Source organism: Embleya sp. NPDC059213 (assembly GCF_042754445.1).
GTDB lineage: Bacteria > Actinomycetota > Actinomycetes > Streptomycetales > Streptomycetaceae > Embleya.
Window position 1 is genome coordinate 133,173 of record NZ_JBHZAV010000001.1, and the last position, 20,984, is coordinate 154,156.

General features: G+C 71.4%; 17 protein-coding genes. 6 read left to right on the top strand and 11 right to left on the bottom strand.

Annotated elements, in window-relative coordinates; all coding sequences use genetic code 11:
- Positions 1-72 precede the first annotated feature (72 nt).
- Positions 73-1,404 (top strand): family 2 encapsulin nanocompartment cargo protein terpene cyclase, encoded by a 1,332-nt coding sequence (locus ACFXMF_RS00590; RefSeq protein ID WP_380020478.1) that lies wholly within the window; start codon positions 73-75, stop codon positions 1,402-1,404.
- Positions 1,405-1,418: 14 nt separating this feature from the next.
- Positions 1,419-2,300 carry a geranyl diphosphate 2-C-methyltransferase gene (locus tag ACFXMF_RS00595; protein ID WP_360305671.1) on the top strand — a complete coding sequence of 294 codons (882 nt, stop codon included), beginning with the start codon at positions 1,419-1,421 and terminating at the stop codon, positions 2,298-2,300.
- A 33-nt stretch (positions 2,301-2,333) separates the two neighbouring features.
- Here ACFXMF_RS00595 and ACFXMF_RS00600 read toward each other — a convergent pair whose 3' ends face one another.
- On the bottom strand, positions 2,334-2,825 hold the full coding sequence (locus ACFXMF_RS00600; RefSeq protein WP_379987566.1) for a hypothetical protein: 492 nt from the start codon (positions 2,823-2,825) through the stop codon (positions 2,334-2,336).
- Between the two features lies 1 nt (position 2,826).
- Between ACFXMF_RS00600 and ACFXMF_RS00605 the strand changes: the two genes are divergently transcribed.
- Positions 2,827-3,411 (top strand): ATP-binding cassette domain-containing protein, encoded by a 585-nt coding sequence (locus tag ACFXMF_RS00605; protein ID WP_379987564.1) that lies wholly within the window; start codon positions 2,827-2,829, stop codon positions 3,409-3,411.
- Here ACFXMF_RS00605 and ACFXMF_RS00610 read toward each other — a convergent pair.
- The 6 genes from ACFXMF_RS00610 to ACFXMF_RS00635 are packed head-to-tail and all read right to left on the bottom strand — an operon-like array spanning position 3,357 to position 9,564.
- On the bottom strand, positions 3,357-4,331 hold the full coding sequence (locus ACFXMF_RS00610; RefSeq protein WP_360305665.1) for a Gfo/Idh/MocA family oxidoreductase: 975 nt from the start codon (positions 4,329-4,331) through the stop codon (positions 3,357-3,359). The two genes, ACFXMF_RS00605 and ACFXMF_RS00610, sit on opposite strands and share 55 nt — an antisense overlap.
- A gap of 1 nt (position 4,332) precedes the next feature.
- Entirely contained in the window at positions 4,333-5,640 is a 1,308-nt protein-coding gene (gene ligA, locus ACFXMF_RS00615) for a protocatechuate 4,5-dioxygenase subunit alpha (RefSeq protein WP_360305663.1), read from the bottom strand.
- 25 nt (positions 5,641-5,665) lie between these two features.
- On the bottom strand, positions 5,666-6,586 hold the full coding sequence (locus tag ACFXMF_RS00620; protein WP_360305661.1) for an amidohydrolase family protein: 921 nt from the start codon (positions 6,584-6,586) through the stop codon (positions 5,666-5,668).
- Entirely contained in the window at positions 6,583-7,278 is a 696-nt protein-coding gene (ligK, locus tag ACFXMF_RS00625; protein WP_360305659.1) for a 4-carboxy-4-hydroxy-2-oxoadipate aldolase/oxaloacetate decarboxylase, read from the bottom strand. Before ligK ends, ACFXMF_RS00620 begins: the two co-directional genes overlap by 4 nt.
- A gap of 19 nt (positions 7,279-7,297) precedes the next feature.
- Positions 7,298-8,323, bottom strand: coding sequence for an amidohydrolase family protein (locus ACFXMF_RS00630; RefSeq protein WP_360305657.1), 1,026 nt, complete (start codon positions 8,321-8,323; stop codon positions 7,298-7,300).
- Between the two features lie 26 nt (positions 8,324-8,349).
- Positions 8,350-9,564 (bottom strand): 4-hydroxybenzoate 3-monooxygenase, encoded by a 1,215-nt coding sequence (locus tag ACFXMF_RS00635; RefSeq protein ID WP_360305655.1) that lies wholly within the window; start codon positions 9,562-9,564, stop codon positions 8,350-8,352.
- A 237-nt stretch (positions 9,565-9,801) separates the two neighbouring features.
- On the opposite strand from ACFXMF_RS00635, the gene ACFXMF_RS00640 reads away from it, so the two are divergent.
- The 3 genes from ACFXMF_RS00640 (at position 9,802) to ACFXMF_RS00650 (ending at position 12,537) form a co-directional block, all read left to right on the top strand.
- Positions 9,802-10,491, top strand: coding sequence for a substrate-binding domain-containing protein (locus tag ACFXMF_RS00640; protein WP_379987560.1), 690 nt, complete (start codon positions 9,802-9,804; stop codon positions 10,489-10,491).
- A 158-nt stretch (positions 10,492-10,649) separates the two neighbouring features.
- Positions 10,650-11,810 (top strand): serine hydrolase domain-containing protein, encoded by a 1,161-nt coding sequence (locus tag ACFXMF_RS00645; protein WP_379987558.1) that lies wholly within the window; start codon positions 10,650-10,652, stop codon positions 11,808-11,810.
- A 214-nt stretch (positions 11,811-12,024) separates the two neighbouring features.
- Positions 12,025-12,537, top strand: a complete 513-nt coding sequence (locus ACFXMF_RS00650) for an Arc family DNA-binding protein (RefSeq protein WP_360305649.1) — start codon at positions 12,025-12,027, stop codon at positions 12,535-12,537.
- A 133-nt stretch (positions 12,538-12,670) separates the two neighbouring features.
- Here the strand turns inward: ACFXMF_RS00650 and ACFXMF_RS00655 are convergent, their stop codons facing one another.
- The 4 genes from ACFXMF_RS00655 to ACFXMF_RS00670 form a co-directional block, all read right to left on the bottom strand.
- Positions 12,671-13,516 (bottom strand): DUF4097 family beta strand repeat-containing protein, encoded by an 846-nt coding sequence (locus ACFXMF_RS00655; protein WP_360305647.1) that lies wholly within the window; start codon positions 13,514-13,516, stop codon positions 12,671-12,673.
- A gap of 133 nt (positions 13,517-13,649) precedes the next feature.
- Positions 13,650-14,393 (bottom strand): thioesterase II family protein, encoded by a 744-nt coding sequence (locus ACFXMF_RS00660; protein WP_379987555.1) that lies wholly within the window; start codon positions 14,391-14,393, stop codon positions 13,650-13,652.
- A 76-nt stretch (positions 14,394-14,469) separates the two neighbouring features.
- Positions 14,470-17,691 carry an amino acid adenylation domain-containing protein gene (locus ACFXMF_RS00665; RefSeq protein ID WP_380017770.1) on the bottom strand — a complete coding sequence of 1,074 codons (3,222 nt, stop codon included), beginning with the start codon at positions 17,689-17,691 and terminating at the stop codon, positions 14,470-14,472.
- 175 nt (positions 17,692-17,866) lie between these two features.
- Complete coding sequence (locus ACFXMF_RS00670) at positions 17,867-20,983, bottom strand: type I polyketide synthase (RefSeq protein WP_360305643.1); 3,117 nt, start codon at positions 20,981-20,983, stop codon at positions 17,867-17,869.
- Between the last annotated feature and the right edge of the window lies 1 nt (position 20,984).

A 20,984-nucleotide genomic window follows, 5' to 3' on the forward strand; every position in this document is an offset into this window, starting at 1 on the left:
CATCAGCCCCCCGGCCGGGGGGGCCCCCGCCGGGCGGGGGGGGGTGTCTACCCTCGCCCCCCCCCCCGGGCCCTGGCTCGTGCCCCCGACCCCCGTGGGGGCTCCCTAGCACACGCTCCGCCGGCTCGCGCGGAGCACGACACCACGCACCGTCCCGGGTCGGCCGGTCCACCGAGCACGCCCGGATTCGGGGACAGCCCATCCACTCACCAAGGAGCCAAGGAGTTGCGGATGCCCCAGCCCGGGCCTTCTTCCTCGCCGTCGAGCCTGCCCGCACCCACGTCCCCGGTCCCGGCCGGATCCCCGCGTCCCGCGCCGGCGCGCATCCTGCGCGGCCCCAGTGGCCTGGGCACGGCAGGGCTGTTCCCGTACCGGCGGGAAGAGCCGCCCGCACCCGCCGAACCGCCGGCCCAACCACCGACCGAGGGCATCGCGATCCCGGGCCTCTACCACCACCCGGTGCCGGAGCCCGACCCGGTACGGGCGGAGGAGGTCGGCCGCCGGATCAAGTCCTGGGCCGTGGACGAGGTGGAGCTCTTCCCGCCCGACTGGGAGGACCAGTTCGACGGCTTCTCCGTGGGCCGCTACATGGTCGCCTGCCATCCGGACGCGCCCACCATCGACCACCTGATGATCGCGGCGCGACTGATGGCGGCGGAGAACGCCGTCGACGACTGCTACTGCGAGGACCACGGCGGCTCGCCCGTCGGCCTGGGCGGGCGCCTGTTGTTGGCGCATACCGCCCTCGATCCCGTGTGGACGACGACGGAGTACGAGCCCCAGTGGGCCCGGTCGTTGCACTCGGACGCCCCGCGGCGCGCCTACCGCTCGGCGATGGAGTACTTCGTCGGGCAGGCCACCCCGTCCCAGGCCGATCGTTTCCGGCACGACATGGCGCGGCTGCACCTGGGGTACCTCGCGGAGGCGTCCTGGTCCGAGACGGACCACGTACCGGAGGTGTGGGAATACCTGGCGATGCGGCAGTTCAACAACTTCCGCCCCTGCCCGACCATCACCGACACCGTCGGCGGCTACGAACTGGCCGCGGACCTGCATGCCCACCCCGGCATGCAACGGGTCATCGCGCTCGCCGGGAACGCGACCACGATCGTCAACGACCTGTACTCGTACACCAAGGAACTGGCCTCCCCCGGACGCCACTTGAACCTGCCCGTGGTGATCGCCGACCGCGAGGGCTGCTCGGAGCGCGACGCCTATCTGAAGGCGATCGAGGTCCACAACGAGCTCATGCACGCCTTCGAGGCCGCCGCCGCCGAGTTGGCCGCCGAGCTGCCGATCGCCGCCCTGCCGCGCTTCCTGCGGGGCGTGGCCGCGTGGGTCGACGGCAACCACTACTGGCACCGGACCAACACCTACCGCTACAGCCTTCCCGACTTCTGGTAAGAACGGACTCATCTGTGACCAACACCCAGCACATCGTCGCCCCTGTCTCCGCGTTCGTGCCCGCCCCGGCCACGCCCTACCAGGGCGACATCGCCCGCTACTGGGACCACGAGGCGCGGCCGGTGAACCTGCGGCTCGGCGACGTGGACGGTCTCTACCACCACCACTACGGGATCGGCCCCGTCGACCACGCCGCCCTCGGGAACACCGGTGACAGCGGCTACGAGCAGCGGCTGATCGCCGAGCTGCACCGCCTGGAATCGGCCCAGACCGACACCCTCCTGGACCACCTGGGCACCATCGGCCGCGAGGACACGCTCGTGGACGCCGGTTGCGGCCGCGGCGGCTCGATGGTGATGGCCCACCAGCGCTTCGGCTGCGACGTCGAGGGCGTCACGCTGTCGGCCAAGCAGGCCGAGTTCGCGAACCGGCGGGCCGGTGAACTCGGCATCGCGGACTCCGTGCACGCCCGCGTCTGCAACATGCTCGACATGCCCTTCGAGACGGGGCGGGTGGCGGCCTCGTGGAACAACGAGTCGAGCATGTACGTCGACCTGGACGACCTCTTCGCCGAGCACTCCCGCATCCTCGCCGTCGGCGGCCGCTACGTGACCATCACCGGCTGCTGGAACCCCCGCTACGGCCAGCCTTCGAAGTGGGTCTCCCGGATCAACGCGCACTTCGAGTGCAACATCCACTCGCGCCGCGAGTACATGCGCACCATGGCCGACAACCGCCTCGTCCCCCAGGCCGTCATCGACCTGACCCCGGCAACGCTGCCCTACTGGGAGGCGCGAGCCACCTCCTCCCTGGTCACCGGCATCGAGGAGGCGTTCATCAACTCCTACCGGGACGGCTCCTTCCAATACCTCCTGATCGCCGCCGACCGCATCTGAACCCGACAAGGACCCGATAGGGCCCGGGCGCCCTCAGGGCGGATCGATCAGCCACAGCCAGAGGGAGGGGTCGGCGTGTAGCGCCGACAGACCGAGTCGTTCCTGGGGGATGCGCCGACGGGTGGCGAAGAGGTCGGCGATGGCGGGGCGCAGGTCCGGCGGGAACCACGGAAGCAGCGTGCCGTGGGAACTGCCGGGCCGGTTGCTGCGGTCGGGGCCGCGCCAGGAGGGTGGGCCCTCGACGAGGAAGCGGTAGAAGGGCACGGCGGGTCGCGGCAGGCCGAGTCCGAACTCCTCGGCCTGTTGCGTCGCGGCTGCCGCGATCCGCACCCCGGCCACGTCCAGGTCGCCGAAGTAGAAGACCTGGGCCGGGACGGGGTCCAGCAGCGGCGTGCTGTGCACGCTCCGGGCGAAAGCGTTGCCGCCGCCCCAGGCGATGTGCAGGTCCGGTCGGCGGTCCCACGGCAGGAGCCGAAGGTGGTCGGCCTGGCGCACATGGGCGTGATGGGGTACGACGCTGGTCAAGATGTTGTGCGGTTTGTACACCCCCGACGGCGGCCGATTGCTCGTCGACGGCACGCCGTTGACCGACCTGGACATCGACCGGTGGCGCGAACGTGTCTCCGGGACCTTCCAGGACTACGCCAGGCTGGAGACCAGCGGACAGCACAGCGTCGGAGCCGGCGACCCCGCCCGGATGGACGAGGCGGCGCCGGTTGCCCGCGCGTTGGAGGCCGCGGACGCGGAGCGCCTTCCGGACCGCCGGCCCGACGGTCTCGCGTCGCACCTGGGTCGGACCTACCGGGACGGCGTCGAACTGTCCGGCGGCCAGTGGCAACGCGTGGCCACCGCACGCGCGATGATGAAACGCACCCCGCTGCTGTTGTTGCCGGACGAGCCGACGGCGGCCCTGGACCCGGTCGCCGAGCACGCCCTCTACGAGCGATACACCGGCGCGGCCCGTGAGGTCCGACACGGCGGGGGTGCCGATCGCCGAGACCTCGATCGGGCCGATCCGGCGCGGCGCGTGGCCCGGGCTCGACGGGCGGGTCGCGGTCACGAGTTCGCGGCAGCGGCGAGCTGCTTCTCGAGGGCGGCCAGTGTCCGGTAGCAGGGCATCACCTGGGCGATCGAGGAGTTCGGCTCGCGCCCCTCGCGGATGGCGGCGACGAATTCGCGGTCCTGGAGTTCGATGCCGTCCATCGAGACGTCGACCCCGCTCACGTCGATCGGTTCGTCCTTGCCGGTGACCAGGTCGTCGTAGCGCGCCAGGTAGGTGCCGGTGTCGCCGATGTAGCGGAAGAACGTGCCCAGCGGTCCGTCGTTGTTGAACGACAGCGACAGGGTGCAGATCGCGCCGTTCTCCGCGCGCAGTTGGATCGACATGTCCATGGCGATGCCGAGTTCGGGGTGGATGGGGCCCTGGATCGCGTTGGCCTGCACGATCGGCGACCCGGTCTGGTACGCGAACAGGTCGACGGTGTGCGCGGCGTGGTGCCACAGCAGGTGGTCGGTCCAGGACCTCGGCTCACCGAGGGCGTTGAGGTTCTTGCGGCGGAAGAAGTACGTCTGCACGTCCATCTGCTGGATGCGGTAGTCCCCCGCCGTGACCTGTCGGCGCACCCACTGGTGGCTGGGGTTGAAGCGGCGGGTGTGGCCCACCATCGCGACCAGTCCGGTGCGCTGTTGCGCGGCCAGGCACGCCTCGGCGTCGGCGAGCGAGTCGGCGAGCGGGATCTCCACCTGGACGTGCTTGCCCGCCTCCAGGCAGGCGATCGTCTGGGCGGCGTGCATGGGTGTGGGTGTGGCGAGGACGACGGCGTCGACGTCGTCCATCGCCAGTGCCTCCTCCAGGGAGGCCACGCCGCGGCCCACGCCCTGTTCGGCGGCGAACTTCCGGGCGCTTTCCAGGGTGCCGCTCACGATCGCGGTCACCTCGACACCCTCGATCCGCGCCAGCGCGGCGGCGTGCTTGGCGCCGAAGGCGCCGCCCCCGGCGAGGGCGATCCGGACGGTCTGTTCGGCGCTCATGTCACTCCTTCGCGGCGGGCGCCTGGGCCCGCGGGTGGTTTTCCAGGATCAGGTGGCCGACGGCGGTGTTGGAGGCCGGCACATGGTAGAAGCGGTGCTTGACCTCGACCTCGCCCGAGCCGTCGATGTCGCTCATCGCCCCGCGGGCGATCAGCCACATGACCAGCTCGATGCCCTCCGAGCCCGCCTCTTCGACGTACTCCAGGTGCGGCACCCGCGACTGACCGGCCGGGTCCCGGATCAGCCTGTCGAGGAAGGCGTTGTCCCACTCGCGGTTGATCAGGCCGGCGCGCGGGCCCTGGAGCTGGTGGCTCATCCCGCCGGTACCCCACACCTGGACCTTCAACGGCTTGTCGTAGGACTCGATCGCCTTGCGCAGCGACCGGCCCAGTTCGTAGCACCTGGCGCCCGAGGGCACCGGGTACTGCACCACGTTGACGTGGAACGGGATCACCTTGCACGGCCACGCGTCGACGTCCCCGAACATCAGGGACAGCGGGACGGTCAGGCCGTGGTCGACGGCCATCTCGTTGACGAGGGTGAGGTCGAAGTCGTCGCGGATCAGCGAGTGCGCGATGTGTGCGGCGAGTTCGGGGTGTCCCTCGATGCCCGGAACCGGCCGCGGCCCGTAGCCCTCGTCGGCGGTGGGGTAGGCCGCGCCGGTACCGAGCGCGAAGGTCGGTACCAGCGACACGTCGAACGCGGTGGCGTGGTCGTTGTAGACCAGGAAGACCACGTCGGGGATGTTCTCCCGCTCCCACTGCTTGGCGTACTCGTAGCCCTCGAAGAGCGGCTGCCAATAGGGCTCGTCGGTCTTGCCGTGGTCGATCGCCGCGCCGATCGCCGGCACGTGCGAGGTGAAGACGCCGGCGGTGATCGTGGCGTGTTCGGTCGGCGGTGTCGGGTCGGCGTACGCCGCGTCCAGGACGGCGTGGTCGATCCGGTTGCCCTCGATGGAGCGACCGCCGCCGACCATCATCTCGCGATAGTCGTGCTCGGTCATGCCGGTCATCGAGCCCGCCATCTGCTGGAACGACAGGCCCAGGGCCGCGCCCCATTTGGCGAGGAAGTAGATGTTGCCGCCCTCGGCCATCGCGGCGTTGAGGTCGCGGTCGAGCAGGGCCTGCTTCTGCGCCTCGCGCAGCGGCCACTCGTCCAGGTAAGCGCGCTCGTCGGCGAGGTAGCGGGCACGATTGGCCGCCGTCATCAGCGACATGCAGAACTGGTTGAGGTGGTAGCCCTTGGCGGACTGCTCGGCGTCGAAGACGGTCGTTCCCGGAACCAGTTTGTAGGTCTTGTCCAGCGCCATGGTGGGATTCCGATCGTACGGTGGGTCAGGTGGCGTCCGGCCAGTACAGCCGCATCGGGTTGTCGACCAGGAGCTTGCGGCGCAGTTCCGGCGTCGGCGCGATGTGCGGGATGAAATCGACGAGCAGGCCGTCGTCGGGCATGTGCGCGGTGAGGTTGGGGTGTGGCCAGTCGGTGCCCCACAACACCCGGTCGGGGAACTCCTCGACCACCCGTCGGGCGAACGGGACGACGTCGCGATACGCGTGTTGTTCGCCGTCCAGGGCCGCGGGGCCGCTCGCCGAGAGCCGTTCCGGGCAGGTCACCTTGCACCAGATGTCGGGTCTGGCCCGGACGAAGTCGACGAACGCCTCGAACTCCGGGCCGTGCGGGTCCCGGGTGACGTCGGGTCGGCCCATGTGGTCGATCACCAGCGGCACCGGGATGTCCAGGAAGAAGTCGCGCAGGTCGGCGAGGTCGGCGGCCTCGAAGTAGATCACGACGTGCCAGCCGTACGGCTTGATCCGCTCGACCACGTCCCACAGGTCCTGCCGCGGTGCCGCGTCGACGAGGCGCTTGACGAAGTTGAACCGCACGCCGCGCACGCCGGCCTCGTGCAGTTCGCGCAGTTCCCCGTCCGAGATCCCCGGCCGCACCGTCGCGACGCCCCGGGCCAGGCCCCCCGAGGCGCGCAGCGCGTCGACCATGGCGGCGTTGTCCGCGCCGTGACAGGTCGCCTGGACCACGACGTTGCGGGCGAAGCCCAAGTGGTCGCGGAGCGCGAAGAGTTGCTTCTTGGACGCGTCGCAGGGGGTGTATTTGCGTTCGGGGGCGAACGGGAACTCCGCTCCCGGGCCGAAGACGTGGCAGTGCGCGTCGACGGCGCCCCCGGGCAGCCGGAAGCGCGGCCGGCTCGGCTGGGCGTACCAGTCCAACCAGCCGGGGGTCTTCGCGAAGTTCTCGGTCATCCCCGGTCCTCGTAGCGCAGTCCGAGCGCGGCCAGCGGGCCGCGCATGTCGTACATGTCCAGGCCGAGTTCGCCCGCGCGGAATCGCGCGCGCTTGCCCTCCTCGTTCTCCTCGCGCCGCGCGGACGCCTCGGCGACCTCGGCGGCCCGTTCGCGCGGCACCACGACGACGCCGTCGCGGTCCGCCACGACCACGTCGCCGGGGCGGACCAGGGCGTTGGCGCAGACCACCGGCACGTTGACCGAGCCGAGCGTGGCCTTGACGGTGCCCTTGGCGTTGACCGCCCGCGCGAAGACCGGGAAGTCCATCTCCTCCAGCTCGGCCACGTCGCGCACGCCGCCGTCGATGACCAGGCCCCGGGCGCCCCGGGCGCGGAACGAGGTGGCGAGCAGTTCACCGAAGAAGCCGTCCTCGCTCTCGGTGGTGCAGGCCGCGACCACGACGTCGCCTTCGCGGATCTGCTCGGCGGCGACGTGCAACATCCAGTTGTCGCCGGGCTGCAGCAACACGGTCACCGCCGTACCGCACAACCGGGCCTTCGAGTAGACCCCGCGCAGGTAGGGGCGCATCAGCCCGACCCGGCCCATCGCCTCGTGGATCGTGGCCACGCCGAACGCCGACAGCGCGGCGACCGCTTCGGGGTCGGCCCGGGTGATCGAGGTGTGCACGACGCCGATCTCGGTGTGCTCCATGGGGTGTGCTCCTGGGGTCTCAGTGACCGGCCGCGGCCAGGCGGGCGGCGAGTCGGGGGTAGACGCGGAGGGCGTTGCCGGCGTAAACGTCGGCCCGCTCCGGGTCGGAGAGGTTCGCGGTGGCGTCGACGTATCGCCTGGTGTCGTCGAAGTGGTGACCGGTGCGCGGGTCGACGTCGCGGACCGCGCCGATCATCTCGCTGGCGAAGAGCACGGACCGGCTGGGGATCACCCGGGTGAGCAGGTCGATGCCGGGCTGGTGGTAGACGCAGGTGTCGAAGAAGACGTTGTCCAACAACGTCTCGGGGTCCGGCTTGCCCAGCGCCATCGCCAGGCCGCGGAACCGGCCCCAGTGGTAGGGCACCGCGCCGCCGCCGTGCGGGATCACGAACCGCAACGTCGGGAAGTCGGCGAACAGGTCGCCCTGGATCAATTGCATGAACGCCGTGGTGTCGGCGTTGAGGTAGTGCGCGCCGGTGGTGTGGAAGGCCGGGTTGCACGAGGTGCTGACGTGGATCATCGCGGGGATGTCGTATTCGACCATCGCCTCGTAGATCGGGTACCAGCTACGGTCGGTCAGTGGTGGGGCGCTCCAGTGGCCGCCCGACGGGTCGGGGTTGAGGTTGATCGTCACCGCGCCCAGCTCCTCCACCGCGCGGCGCAGCTCGGGCAGGCAGGTCGCCGGGTCGACGCCCGGCGACTGCGGCAACATCGCGCCCGTCGCGAACCGGTCGGGGTAGAGCGTGCTCACCCGGTGGACCAGGTCGTTGCAGATCCGCGCCCAGATCGAGGAGACCTCGAAGTCGCCGATGTGGTGCGCCATGAAGCTGGCCCGCGGCGAGAAGACGGTCAGGTCGCTGCCGCGCTCGTCCATCAGGCGGAGCTGGTTGCCCTCGATCGCCCGACGCAGGTCGTCGTCGGTGATGACCAGGTCGTCGGGGTCGGGCGCGTCGCGGGGGTCCGCGACCGCCGCCGCCTGCCGATCCCGCCACTGTGCGAGTTGCGCCGGCGCGGTGGTGAAGTGACCGTGGCAGTCGATGATCATGCGTTCTCTCCTGGGGGTGTCCGGGGTCAGGCCGAGGTGCGGGTGGGCCAGCCGGTGTACTGCTCGGCGAGGTAGCCGCGGCCGGCGCGGGTGCCCACCACGTTCTCGAGTTCGCCGAGCCGACGTCGGAAGTCGAACGGCGTGCCGCCCGGCGCGGTGTGCAGGAGTCGGGTCATCCAGTAGGAGAAGTTCTGGGCCCGCCACACCCGTTGCAGGGCGCGCGGCTGGTAGTCCTCCAGTGCTCCGGCGCCCTCGCCGCCGAATGCCCGCACCAGCACGTCGGCGAGCACCTTGACGTCGTGCAGCGCGAGGTTGAGGCCGCGAGCGCCGGTCGGCGGCACCGTGTGTGCGGCGTCGCCGGCCAGGACCATCGAGCCCCAGCGCATCGGCTCCTGCACGAACGAGCGGAACCGCAGCACCGTCTTCTCGAAGATCGGCCCCTCGGCGAGCCGGAAGCCGTCCTCGCCGGCCACCCGGGCCTGGAGCGTCGCCCAGATGCGGTCGTCCGACCAGGCGTCGACCGGCTCGTGCGGGTCGCACTGGAAGTACATCCGCTGCACGGTCTCGGTGCGTTGGCTGATCAGCGCGAAGCCGTGCTCGGAGCAGGCGTACACCAGCTCGGGCGCGCTCGCCGGCGCCTCGGTCATGATGCCGAACCAGGCGAACGGGTACTCCTTGGTGTAGCGCACCCGCCGGTCCTCGGGCACCAGGCCGCGGCACATGCCGCGCGACCCGTCCGCGCCGACCACGTAGCGCGCCCGGATCTCGTGGCGGGTCCCATCGGGCGCGGTGTAGCGCACCCGGGGCTGCTCGCTCGTGACGTCGAGGACCTCGGTGTCCCGGACGCCGAAGTGCACGGTGCCCCCGTCGCGGTCCCGGGCGGCGGCCAGGTCGATGAACACGTCGGTCTGCGGGTAGAGCCACACCGACTCGCCGACCAGTTCCTGGAAGTCGATGCGGTACGGCCGGCCGCCGAAGCGCAGCTCGATGCCCTCGTGCTCGTCGCCGTCGCGCAGGATCCGGTCGGACACGCCGGTCTCGACCAGGTCCCGGGCGACGTCCGCCTCCAGGATGCCGGCGCGCTGCGTGGTCTCGATCTCGTGCCGGGTGCGGGTGTCGATCGCGACCGCCTCGATGCCCGCGCGACCGAGCAGATGCGCCAGCATGAGCCCGGCCGGACCGGCCCCGACGATTGTTATCGGAACCGAAGTGACGGTGTCGACAGCGGCGGCATCGGCCATGGCATCTCCCGGAACGCGGCGAACATCTCGAACTCCTCGAACCCTGGCATCCGGGACGGCCTCGGGTCGGGCGGTGTTTCCGCCAGGCGGAAGCCCGCCCGGGCGGATCCGGGCCCGCCTGGCAGGCTCGGCGCAGACGTCCGGCGCTCGGTCGCGCGACCGGTCCGCGCCGACGGGGGTGCACGGACCGACTGCCCGATCGCCGGACGTACCGACTGCCGAACATGGGGAGGCGACGTGGACCGACGCATCCGTGGGCTGTCCTCGATGGCAACGCGGTTGATCCTGGCCGAGGTTGCCGACCACGTTCGGCTCGCGCACGGCATCGGGGTGGGCTTCGAGTCGGCCGGCGGGGTCGAGATCGCGCGGCGGATACGCGAGGGCGCCGAGGCCGATGTGCTCGTGCTGGCCGACGGGGCACTGGCCGAGTTGGCCCGCGAGGGACACCTGGTCGAGGGCACCGTGCGCCCGCTGTGGGTGTCCCGGGTCGTGGCCGCCGTGCCGTCCGGGTCGCCGGTGCCGGCCCTCGACTCGGCAGCCGACCTGCGCGCCGCCCTGCTGGCCGCCGACCGGATCGCCTACTCCACCGGGCCCAGCGGCACCGCCCTGCTCGAACTGATCGCCCGGCTCGACCTCGCCGACCCGCTCCGCACCCGCCTCGTCCAGGCCCCGCCGGGCGTGCCGGTCGGCAGCCTGCTCGCGTCCGGCGCGGCCGACCTGGCCCTGCAACAGCACAGCGAACTGATGGACCTGCCCGGCGTCACCGTGATCGGCCCGCTGCCCGGCACCGCCGCGATCACCTCGACGTTCGGCGCGGCCGTGCCCGCCTCCTCGACCCGGCCCGATCGTGCCCGCGAGGTGCTCGACCTGCTCGGCTCCGAAACCGCCTCGCGCACCGCCCGCGCCAGGGGCATGCAGACCGCCTGAGCTGTCCCGCCGGCGAGACACGCGAACGCGCTTTCCGCGTCGGCCGCGCTCTTGCCGCGCAACCGCCCCGTACCCGGCCATGGTGATCTACGCTGCCGCCGACGGACCGCACGAGTACGGCATACAGGCGAGTAGTGACGACTCCCGGGAGCGCGGAAATGGCGATACGCAAAAGATCCAGGGCCGGTGTGGCCGTGCTGGCGGCCATCGCGATGGCGGCCGGCGTCTTCACCGGTTCCGCCCAGGCGGCGCGGGGCACCGGTGCCGGGGCGGGCGGCCACCAGGCGACGCAGCGCGCGCTGGACGCGGCCGTGCGGGCCGGTGTTCCGGGCATCACCGCACAGGTACACGATGCCGACGGAGTCTGGAAGTCGGCGCCGGGCGTGGGCGATCTGAGCACGGGTGCGCCGCGCGGCAAGGACGACCGGTTCCGCGTCGGCAACCTCACCAACACCTTCGTGGCCACCGTGCTGCTCCAGATGGAGGCGGAGCACCGGCTCGACCTCGACGACACCGTGGAGCGCCGACTGCCCGGCCTGGTCCGCGGCAACGGCAACGACGGCCGCACGATCACCGTGCGCCAGTTGCTCAACCACACCAGCGGCCTGTTCGACTACCTCGCCGACCCGGCGTACGGCGAGGCGTACCTGGCGGGCGACGGCTACCTCCGGCACCGCTACGACACGCTGACGCCCGAGTGGCGGGTGCGGGTGGGTCTGTCCCACGAGCCGCTGTTCACGCCCGGGGCCCGGCACTCGTTCTCCAATACCAACGATGTGCTGGCGGCGCTGATCGTCGAGCGGGTCGGCGGCAGGTCGTACGAGGACGAGGTACGCGACCGCATCATCGAACCACTGGGCCTGGAAGCGACCTCCACCCCCGGGCGGAGCAGCCGCCTGCCCCGACCGAGCAGCCGAGGCTACGCCAAGCTCTTCCCGGCGCAGCCGGATCGCGTCGACGACGTCACCGCGGTCAACGGGTCCCAGAGCTGGGGCAACGGCGACATCATCTCCAGCGCGGCCGACCTGAACCGGTTCTACGGTGCCCTGATGCGCGGAAAGCTGCTGCCGCCGCGGCAGTTGGCGGCGATGAAGGCGACCGTCGACAACCCCGACTTTCCGGGCGCCTCCTACGGACTCGGCATCGAGCGGTACACGCTGGGCTGCGGCACCACCGTGTGGTACCACGACGGCGGCATGCTGGGGTGGATCTCCATGGTCGCCACCACCGACGACGGCCGGCACCGGATCGCGTTCAACTACAACGCCAGTTGGGGGGCGGAGACCATCCTGCCCATCCTGAGCGCCGAATACTGCTGAGCCGGACCGCGAACGCCATGGCGTCATCATGGCGCCATGGCCCTCGCCGATGGCGACAGGCTGCCCGAATCCACTCGCGCGTTGTGACCCGAAGGCATCCGAATAGCGTCGGTCGATCGACCGAAACACCACACGTACCAGGACAAAGACAGCGCCGACAAATGGCGCGCCGGTCAGGCGCCGCGCGGCGCAATCGATGTGCCATGATAGTTCCATGGAACTACGTGAGTACGTCGAGGCGCTGCGCGACGAGCTGGTCGCAGCCTCCGCGGCCGGAGACACCGAGACCCGCGCGGTTGCCGAGCGACTCGTCGCCCCGCTGGAGTCGGCCGTCCGGCTCACGTTGCTCAAGGTCCTGTCGGCCGCGGTCGACGAGATCAGCCGGGACCTGGCGCCCGGCTCGGTGGACCTGCGCCTGCGCGGGATGGATCCCAGCTTCGTGGTGACCGCGCCCCCGAGCGACGGCGGACCCGCCGGGGACGACCCGGCCGAAACCGGTGACGCGGCGAGCGACTGGTTGACCGGCGCCCTCGGTGGCCCGCGCAGCGGCGCCACGGCCCGGATCAACTTCCGGCCCCCGGAGGAGATGAAGGAACAGATCGAGAAGGCGGCGTCCAGCCAGGGCATCTCGGTCAACACCTGGATGGTCCGGGCGTCCGCCGCGGCGCTGACCAACAGCAGGCGGTCCCAGCGCGGCAAGCAGCAGTTCAACGGCTGGGTGCAGTAGCGGCGCGGCGGCCCGCGCGATCGCGCCCCGGTCGCGCCCGGCCCGGATCGGCCGGAGGCCGACGGGATGCGCGTGCATGCGGTCCGCATCCCGTCGACGGCCCGGGAACACCCGCTCCCGGGCCTGCCGTTCGTCAGGCGTGGTGGATGGTGATGTCGCCGTAGGAGGACTGCATCCGCACCTCGATCGACTCCTCGGCCGACTTGGCCACCTCTTGCAGCGAGTTGTGTACGCGCCCGTAACCGGTGGTCAGTTCCAGCTTCGCCGGGCGATCCGCACCGATGCCGATCTCCAGGTCACCGCACGCGGTCTTGAGCACGACCGCACCGCGGACCACTTCGCCGACCCGGATGCTGCCGTTGGCGGTCTTGGCGTCGGTCCGGTCGCCCAGGGCGTGGTCGAGGGTGATGTCGCCGTTGGAGGCGCGGACCCGGATGTCGCCGGTGACCTTGCCGATCTCGGTGTTGCCGTTGGCATTCTTGACTCCGGCCGCGCCGTCGATCTCGCCGATCCGGATGCGTCCGATCGAGGTGCGGACATCCGCGTCGCCGTCGACACGACCCACGGTGATGTGGCCGGCCGTACGCAGCCGCAACGCGCCGACCTGCTCCAGACGCACGTTGGAGGTGGTCGTCTTGAACGTGCACTCGCCGAGCCGGCCGGAGCAGTGCAGGTCGCCCAGGGCCGCCTCGCCGTGCACGTGCGAACCGATCGGCAGCACGATCGACACGTCCACCGAACGGGACTTGCGGGAGGGGTTCATGGCCGACAGCCCGGGCTTCGGGGCCTTGACCACCAGCACGCCGTCGGCAAACCCGACACTCGTCTGCTCGGCGGCCTTCACGTCCGAGGCGTCGCTCTCGTCGGTCGGCCGTACCTCGACGACGGTGTCGATCCGGTCCTCGGCGGTGATCTGCACGTCGCCGACGTAGATGTCGAGCTTGACGGAGATCGGGTCGGGAGTAGCGAAAACGTCCATGACGCCATCATGGCGCAATGCATGCGCCATCTGCAAGTCGTCTCGACTGCGATGGCGCCATTGGCGCCATCGACATCCGGCCGGCCCGACCCGCCTTGCCCACCGGCCCGACCCGTCGCGCCGAGCGCCCACCTCAGGAAGCGGCCTCCGCACGGTACTTGATCCGACGCAGCACCTCGCTCAGGTCCGCGAGCAGCACCTTCTCCTTGGCCTTGAGGTAGAAGTGCCCACCTGGCAACACCCGGAGCCGGAAGCCGGCGTTCGTGGTGTCCGCCCAACCGCGCATCTGCTCCGGGGTCACCTCGGGGTCGCCGTCGCCGGTGTAGCCGTAGACCGGGCAGTCGAGCGGGTCCCGCCGGCCGGCGGGATACTCGTCCACCAATCGGTAGTCCGCGCGGAACGCGGGCAGCAGGATCTCCCGCAGGCCCGGGTCCACGAAAACCGGGGCGCGGCTCTCGTCGAAGCGCACGACGTCGGCGATCATCTCCTCGTCCGTGCCGAGGAACCGCCGTTGGCCCTCCAGGGCATGCGGCGGACGCCGGCCGGACACGCACAACGCGACCGGCGCACACCCTCGTCGTTGCAGGCGCAGCGCCACCTCGTGCGCCACCGAGGCACCCATGCTGTGGCCGAACAGCACCAGCCGGTGGTGCGTCGACTCGGCGAGCGCGTCGGCGATGTCGTCCGCGAGCGCCTCCAGTCCGGACGGGAAGGCGTCGCCGAGCCGGTCCTCCCGGCCCGGGTATCGCACGCCGAACACCCCGACGTCCGAGGGCAGTCCCACCGGCCAAGTGCGGTACGCGGTCGACCAGCCGCCGGCATGGGGGAAGCAGACGAGCCTCGTCGCGCACCCGTCGTCGTCGCGGAAGCGACGCACCCACCGTTCCTCCACCGGACTCCTCATTCGAACATGCCTTTTCCGTGCGGGTAGTGGTGGTGATCGCGGTCGGCGTTCAGAGCACTTCGCCGTCCTTCGTGCGCTTGCGCAGGGCCGGCCTGCTCGATCGGGAGAGGTCTCCCCACATGTCCGACAGACCGGTGATGGTGCGCGCCGCGAACAGCTTGCGGATGGAAACCTCGTGGTTCAACTCCGCCCGGATCAGCCCGACCAGCCGGATCGCCCGCAGCGAGTTGCCGCCCAGGTCGAAGAAGTCCTGGTCGATGCCGACCCGGTCCAGCTCCAGCACGTCGGCGAAGGCCGCGGCCAACACCCGCTCGGTGTGGTTGCGCGGTGCCCGATACTGCCCGTCGTCGAACTCGGGCTTGGGCAGCGCGGCCCGGTCCACCCGTCCGCCCGCCGTCACCGGCAGGCGATCCAGCGGTACGAACACCGACGGCACCAGGAACTCCGGCAGCCGCGCCGCGGCGAACCGCCGCAGTTCCTCGCCCGAGAGGTCGCCGCGCGGGCCGCCCGCCGGGACCACGTAGGCCACCAGGCGTCGTTGCCCGGACTCGTCCTCCCGGCCGACCACCACCGCCTGGGCCAGCCCGGGGTGCTCAGCCAACACCTCCTCGGCCTCGGCCGGTTCGACCCGCAGCCCGTGTACCTCCGCCCGGGCGTCGGCACGGCCCACGTATTCGAGCCGTGCGCCGTCGCCCCGGCGCACCCGGTCCCCGGTCCGGTACATCAGCCCGCCGGCGGGCCCGAACGGGCACGGTACGAACCGCTCGGCGGTCCGCCCCGCCTGTCCGGGGTAGCCGCGGGCCACGCCGGGCCCGGCCACGTACAACTCGCCGACCACGCCTGCGGGCACCGGCGCCAGGCCCGGCCCCAGCACGTACAGGGCGGTGTGGTCCATCGGCAGGCCGACCGTGCCCGCGGGCCGCGCCGGTCCGTCCGCCGCCGGGCGGTCGCCGGCGGCGAACCCGGTCGTTTCCGTCGGACCGTGACCGATGACGATGCTCAGCTCGGGGCACGCCTCGCGCATCCGCCGCACCGCGGCGGCGGGCACCCGGTCACCACCGGTCCACACCTCGCGCAACCCGGCCAGGCACTCGGGGCGTTCCGCCGCGATCGCCGCGAACCGGGCGGCGGGCAGCCACATCGTGGAGCCCGCTCGCGGCTCGGTCGCAACATCGAGGTCGAGTTCCCCCGGCGGGGCCACGACCACCCGGCCGCCGCTCAGCAACGGCACCCACAGTTCGAGGGCGAGTGCTTCGGAGGTGGGCGGCGAGTGCCACACAACGGTGCCTCGGCCGCCGTCGCGCCAGTGCCGGTCGGCGACGATCCGCTGGATGTTCCGGTGCGTCACGGCGACCCCGCCGGCCGCGCCGTTCGATCCGGAGCCATGGAGCACAGCCAACAGGTTGTCCGGATGCGGCAGGGGTGAAACCTCCCGTGCGTCGTCGCCGTCGGCGGTGTGCGACCCGAGGTCGTCGAACACGATCGTCGGCACGGGCAGATCGCCGGGGAGCCCGGCCGCGCTCGCCGCGTCGGTGAGCAGTACACGCGCCGAGGAATCGCTCAGCACCGACCTGATGCGTTCCGCCGGGGCGGTCGGGTCGATCGGCAGGTAGGCTCCGCCCGCCTTCACCACGGCCAGCAGGGCGACGATCAGGTCCGCCGATCGGGGCATCGCCACCGCCACGACCGTCTCGGGTGCGACCTGCCGGCGGCGCAGGGCCCGAGCCGGCCGGTCCGACCGCTCGTCCAGTTCGCGGTACGACAGCGCCGTGTCCCCGGACACCACCGCGACGTCGTCGCCGGCCTGCTCCACCCGGCGGGCGAACAGCTCCGCAAGCGTCGCCCCGGGCCCGGGCGGCTGATCCGGCGCCGTCAGCACCCGATCCCGCTCGACACCGGTGAGCACGTCCAGCGCACCGACCGGCAGTTGCGGGTCCGCGGCGATCATCGCGCGGATATGGGCGATCAACTCCGCGCCGATGAAGTGTAGTTCGGCTCCGGAGTAGAGGCCCGCGGGGGCGTCGAGCCGGACGTAGAGGTCGCTCTCGGGACTCCCGTCGGTGTAGACGCCGATCGCCAGCTCGTCGAAGGCGCCGGTCGTCGCGCCGAGGTAGCGCGCCGGGTGGTCGCCGAAGTGCAGTCGGTCCACGAACTCGACGACGTTGATCACGGTCCCGAAACTGCCGCGACCGCTCAGCACGGTTTCGCTCGCGCGCTGGATCTCCGAGTAGTGGCAGACGGTTCGGCCGAAGATCTCGTACGTCTCGTCCACCACCGCGTCGGCGATCTCGCCGAAGGTCGCACCGAGCGGGACCTTCACCCGCACCGGCACCACGTTCACCGCCAGGCCGGGGGTCCGGCCGGCCGCCCCGACCCGGTTGCCCACGGCCAGCGAGAGCAGGAACTCCGGGTGGTCGCACCGGTGTCGGAGGTACACCGCGGCGGCGGCGGTCACCAGCGAGGACATCCAGACGCCCATGGACTTCGCGGTCTCGGTCCAGGCGTCCGCCTCGGCGCGCGGCACGGTCAGCGTTCGACTCGCCATGCCGATGGCGTCGGCCAACTGCCCCCAGCGGTCGGCGCTGCCCAGCGGTTCGGCGAGCGCGGACCGGGTCGCGTCGGGCAGGGCGATCCGCGGCACCTGCGCGGGCGGCGGCGCGTCCGCGAGGTACTCGCGCCAGAACGCGGTGTCCTCGGCGAACTTCGGCGAGTCGCGGTAGCGGTCCGTCTCGGCGCTGAACGACTCGACGTCCCACGGGTGCGGCGGTTCGGCGATCTCCGTCCCCCGGACCAGTGCCGTGTACACCTCGGCGAGGCGCCGCGACAGCAGGCCACCCGCGCCGAACCCGTCCGAGATGAGGTGGTGGTAGGCGATCACCACGAGCGAGCGGGCCGGCCCGAGTTCGATCACGCCCAAGCGGAACAGCAGGTCCCGCTCCAGGTCGAACGGCTGCCTCACCAGCTCGGCCAGCGCCTCACGCGCGGCCTGTTCGGGATCCGCCTCGGCGCTCAGGTCCAGGAGGAACGGTCGCCAGTCCCCCAATTCCCGGGGAATCAGCCGCAGTCCGCCGCCGTCGTCGACGAAGTTGACGCGCAGCACCTCCGCTTCGCCGAGGACGTGCCGGAATGCGGATTCCATCACCGCCGAATCCAGTGCACCGTCCACGTCCCACATGGTCAGCGCGTGGTTCAGCGTTTCCGGAGACATTTTCTGCGCCAGCCACAATCCTTTATGCGCCGACGACGCACCGAACGAACGCACAGGGAACATCCCCTCAGCAAACAGGCTCGGGAACCTGAGGAATTCGCAGATCACCTCCACACTCACGGAGGTGGATCGGCCGGTCAAGACAACGGGTGCCGGAACAGGGCACACCGCGCGCGAACGTGCGGTGTCCCGCCGGCGGGACGGTCCTGCGGACCGGGAAGCGCCCGCGGCGCCGCGCTCATCGCGGCGCGCGGTCGGCCATCGAGGAGATGATGTGCCCGGCGATCAGTCTCGGTGTCGGGTGTCGCAACACCAGGTTCGCCCGCAGCTTGAGTCCGGTCGTCGCGGCCAGACGTTTGCTCAGCTCCACCGACAGCAGCGAGTCGAAGCCGATGTCCTTGAACTCCTGGTCGGGTTCGATCGTCTCGGCGGAGGGGTGGCCCAGCACGACGGCGACCCGCTCCAGCACGTGTTCCAGCACGCGCGTCCTCGCGTCGTCCTCGGACAGGGTCGGCAGCAGGTCGGCCAGGGGTACCGGGTCGTCGTCGGTCGCGGGCGGTTGCGGCGCGGGCTCCTCGGCCGCGACCACCGCGGGCGCGGAGTTCAGCCAGTAGCGCTGCCGCCGGAAGGCGTAGGTCGGCAGCTCCACCCGCCGGCGGGTCCCGAACAGGGCGTCCCAGTCCACCGCCCCGCCGCGCACGTGCAGTTGGGCCAGCGAGCCGAGCACGGCCGCGACCTCGCCGCGATCGCGCCGGGAGGAGGCCAGCACCACCGCGTCGTCCAGGTCCTCGACCATCTCCTGCACCGGGACGGTCAGCACCGGGTGCGGACTCATCTCGATGAACCCCCGGAACCCGTCGTCGATCAACCGGCGGACGGAGGATTCGAAGCGGACTTTCTCCCGCAGATTGTCGTACCAGTATTCGCCGTTCAGCTTTGCGGTGTCGATGACTTCGCCGTACAGGGTGGAGTAGAAGGGCAGTGCGGAGGATTTCGGCCGCACGTCGGACAGCGGTGTGATCACCCGTTCGCGGACCCGGGTCACCTGGTGGGAATGCGAGGCGTAGTCGACCGATATTCGGCGGGCCTGGGCGCCTTCCGCCTTCATCTTCTCGACGAATTCGTCGAGTGCGTCCGGTTCTCCGGAAACCACCACCGAACGAGGTCCGTTGACGACGGCGATGCTCACCCGGTCCTTCCACGGGGTCAGCCGGGCCGCCACGAGGTCCGCGGACTCGACCACCGACGCCATCCCGCCGTGTCCGATCAGGTCCACCAGAGCCTTGCTGCGCAGCGCCACGATCTTGGCGGCGTCGCGCAACGACAACGCGCCGCACACGTGCGCGGCGGCGATCTCGCCCTGGCTGTGCCCCACCACCGCGGCCGGTTCCACACCCCAGGACCGCCACAGCGCGGCCATCGACACCATGACCGAGAACAACGCCGGTTGCACCACGTCCACCCGATCCAGCGTGGGCGCACCCGGCACCTCGCGCAGCACGTCGAGCAGCGACCAGTCGACCCACTCGGCCAGCGCGGCCGCGCACTCGTCGAGGGTGCGCGCGAAGACCGGGAAGGTGTCGTGCAGTTGCCGGCCCATGCCGACCCACTGCGAGCCCTGTCCCGGGAACATGAAGACCACGCCGCCGAGCTTGCCGGCGGCCCCGCGCAGCACCGCGGCGGACTCCACGCCGTCGGCCAACGCTTCCAACCCGCCCAGGAGTTCGTCTCGATCGTGGCCCAGCACCACGGCCCGATGCTCGAACCGGGAGCGGCTCGACCACAACGACCGACCCAGGTCGCCGACATCCGCGTCCGGATCGGCCGCGACGAAATCGCGCAGCCTGCCCGCCTGGCGCTGCACGGCCGCCGCGCTCTTGCCCGACAACACCCACGGCACCAGCCCGCCGACCACGCCCGGGCTCGGAGCACGCTCGTCCGGGTCCGCGGGCGGCGCCTCCTCCAGGATCACGTGCGCGTTGGTGCCGCTGACTCCGAACGACGACACCCCGGCCCGGCGCGGACCGTGCGCCGGCGTCCAGGTCCGTCCCGCCAGCAGCAGTTCGACCGCGCCGGAGGACCAGTCCACGTGCCGGGAGGGCTTGTCCACGTGCAGGGTCTCGGGCAGGAAGCCGTGGCGCATGGCCATCACCATCTTGATCACCCCGGCGACCCCGGCGGCGGCTTGGGCGTGGCCGATGTTGGATTTCATCGATCCCAGCCACAGCGGCCGGTCCGGGGAGCGGTCCTGTCCGTAGGTCGCCAGCAGCGCACCCGCCTCGATCGGGTCGCCCAGCACGGTGCCGGTGCCGTGCGCCTCGACCGCGTCCACCTCGGCGGCCGCGACTCCGGCGTTGGCCAGTGCCTGTCGGATCACCTGCTCCTGGGCGCGACCGTTGGGCGCGGTCAGCCCGTTGCTGGCCCCGTCCTGGTTCACCGCCGTACCGCGAACGACGGCGAGCACCGGGTGGCCGTTGCGGCGGGCGTCGGACAACCGCTCCAGGAGCAGCACGCCCACCCCTTCGGCCCAGCCGGTGCCGTCGGCCCCGTCCGCGAAGGACTTGCACCGGCCGTCGGCGGCCAGGCCGCGCTGCCGGGAGAACTCCACGAAGATCGCGGGCGAGGACATCACCGACGCCCCGCCCGCCAGCGCGAGCGAGCACTCGCCCGACCGCAGCGACTGCATGGCCAGGTGCAGGGCCACCAGCGAGGAGGAACACGCCGTGTCCACGGTCACCGCCGCCCCGGTCAGCCCCAGTTCGTACGCCACCCGGCCGGACGCGACGCTCAGCGCGCTCCCGTGCAGCAGGTAACCCTCCAGTTCGCTCTTGCCTCCCTCCAGGAAGCGCCAGCCGTATTCGGTCGAGCTCACCCCGGTGAACACGCCGACGTCGGCTCCGCGTACCTCGGCGGGAACGATGCCCGCCCGCTCGAAGACCTCCCACGAGGTCTGCAACAGCAGGCGCTGCTGCGGATCGATGGCCAGCGCCTCACGCGGGCTGATGCCGAAGAATTCCGCGTCGAAGTCGCCCACGTCCGCCAGGAATCCGCCGTGCCGTACATACGAGCTGCCGACCGTGTCGGGGTCCGGGTCGTACACGTCCCGCCAGCCACGATCGCCCGGGAACTCGTCCACCATGTCCACGCCGTCGCGGACCATGTCCCACAACTCCTCGGGCGAGGACACCCCTCCCGGATAGCGGCAGGCCATCGCCACCACGGCGATCGGCTCGACCCGGCCCGCTTTCAGCGCGTCGTTCTCCTGCCGGAGGCGGTCCCGCTCCTCCAGCAGCGTGCGCAGCGCCCGCTGGACCCGGTCCGCGCCGTCCGCCGGGCGATCCGCGGCGTTGTTCATG

Coding starts and splice junctions, on each gene's coding strand:
- ACFXMF_RS00645 (WP_379987558.1), top strand. CDS start 10,650: ATGGCGATACGCAAAAGATCCAGGGCCGGTGTGGCCGTGCTGGCGGCC.
- ligA (WP_360305663.1), bottom strand. CDS start 5,640: ATGGCGCTGGACAAGACCTACAAACTGGTTCCGGGAACGACCGTCTTC.
- ACFXMF_RS00605 (WP_379987564.1), top strand. CDS start 2,827: ATGTTGTGCGGTTTGTACACCCCCGACGGCGGCCGATTGCTCGTCGAC.
- ACFXMF_RS00630 (WP_360305657.1), bottom strand. CDS start 8,323: ATGATCATCGACTGCCACGGTCACTTCACCACCGCGCCGGCGCAACTC.
- ACFXMF_RS00610 (WP_360305665.1), bottom strand. CDS start 4,331: ATGAGCGCCGAACAGACCGTCCGGATCGCCCTCGCCGGGGGCGGCGCC.
- ACFXMF_RS00665 (WP_380017770.1), bottom strand. CDS start 17,691: ATGTTCCCTGTGCGTTCGTTCGGTGCGTCGTCGGCGCATAAAGGATTG.
- ACFXMF_RS00620 (WP_360305661.1), bottom strand. CDS start 6,586: ATGACCGAGAACTTCGCGAAGACCCCCGGCTGGTTGGACTGGTACGCC.
- ligK (WP_360305659.1), bottom strand. CDS start 7,278: ATGGAGCACACCGAGATCGGCGTCGTGCACACCTCGATCACCCGGGCC.
- ACFXMF_RS00670 (WP_360305643.1), bottom strand. CDS start 20,983: ATGAACAACGCCGCGGATCGCCCGGCGGACGGCGCGGACCGGGTCCAG.
- ACFXMF_RS00635 (WP_360305655.1), bottom strand. CDS start 9,564: ATGGCCGATGCCGCCGCTGTCGACACCGTCACTTCGGTTCCGATAACA.
- ACFXMF_RS00650 (WP_360305649.1), top strand. CDS start 12,025: ATGGAACTACGTGAGTACGTCGAGGCGCTGCGCGACGAGCTGGTCGCA.
- ACFXMF_RS00655 (WP_360305647.1), bottom strand. CDS start 13,516: ATGGACGTTTTCGCTACTCCCGACCCGATCTCCGTCAAGCTCGACATC.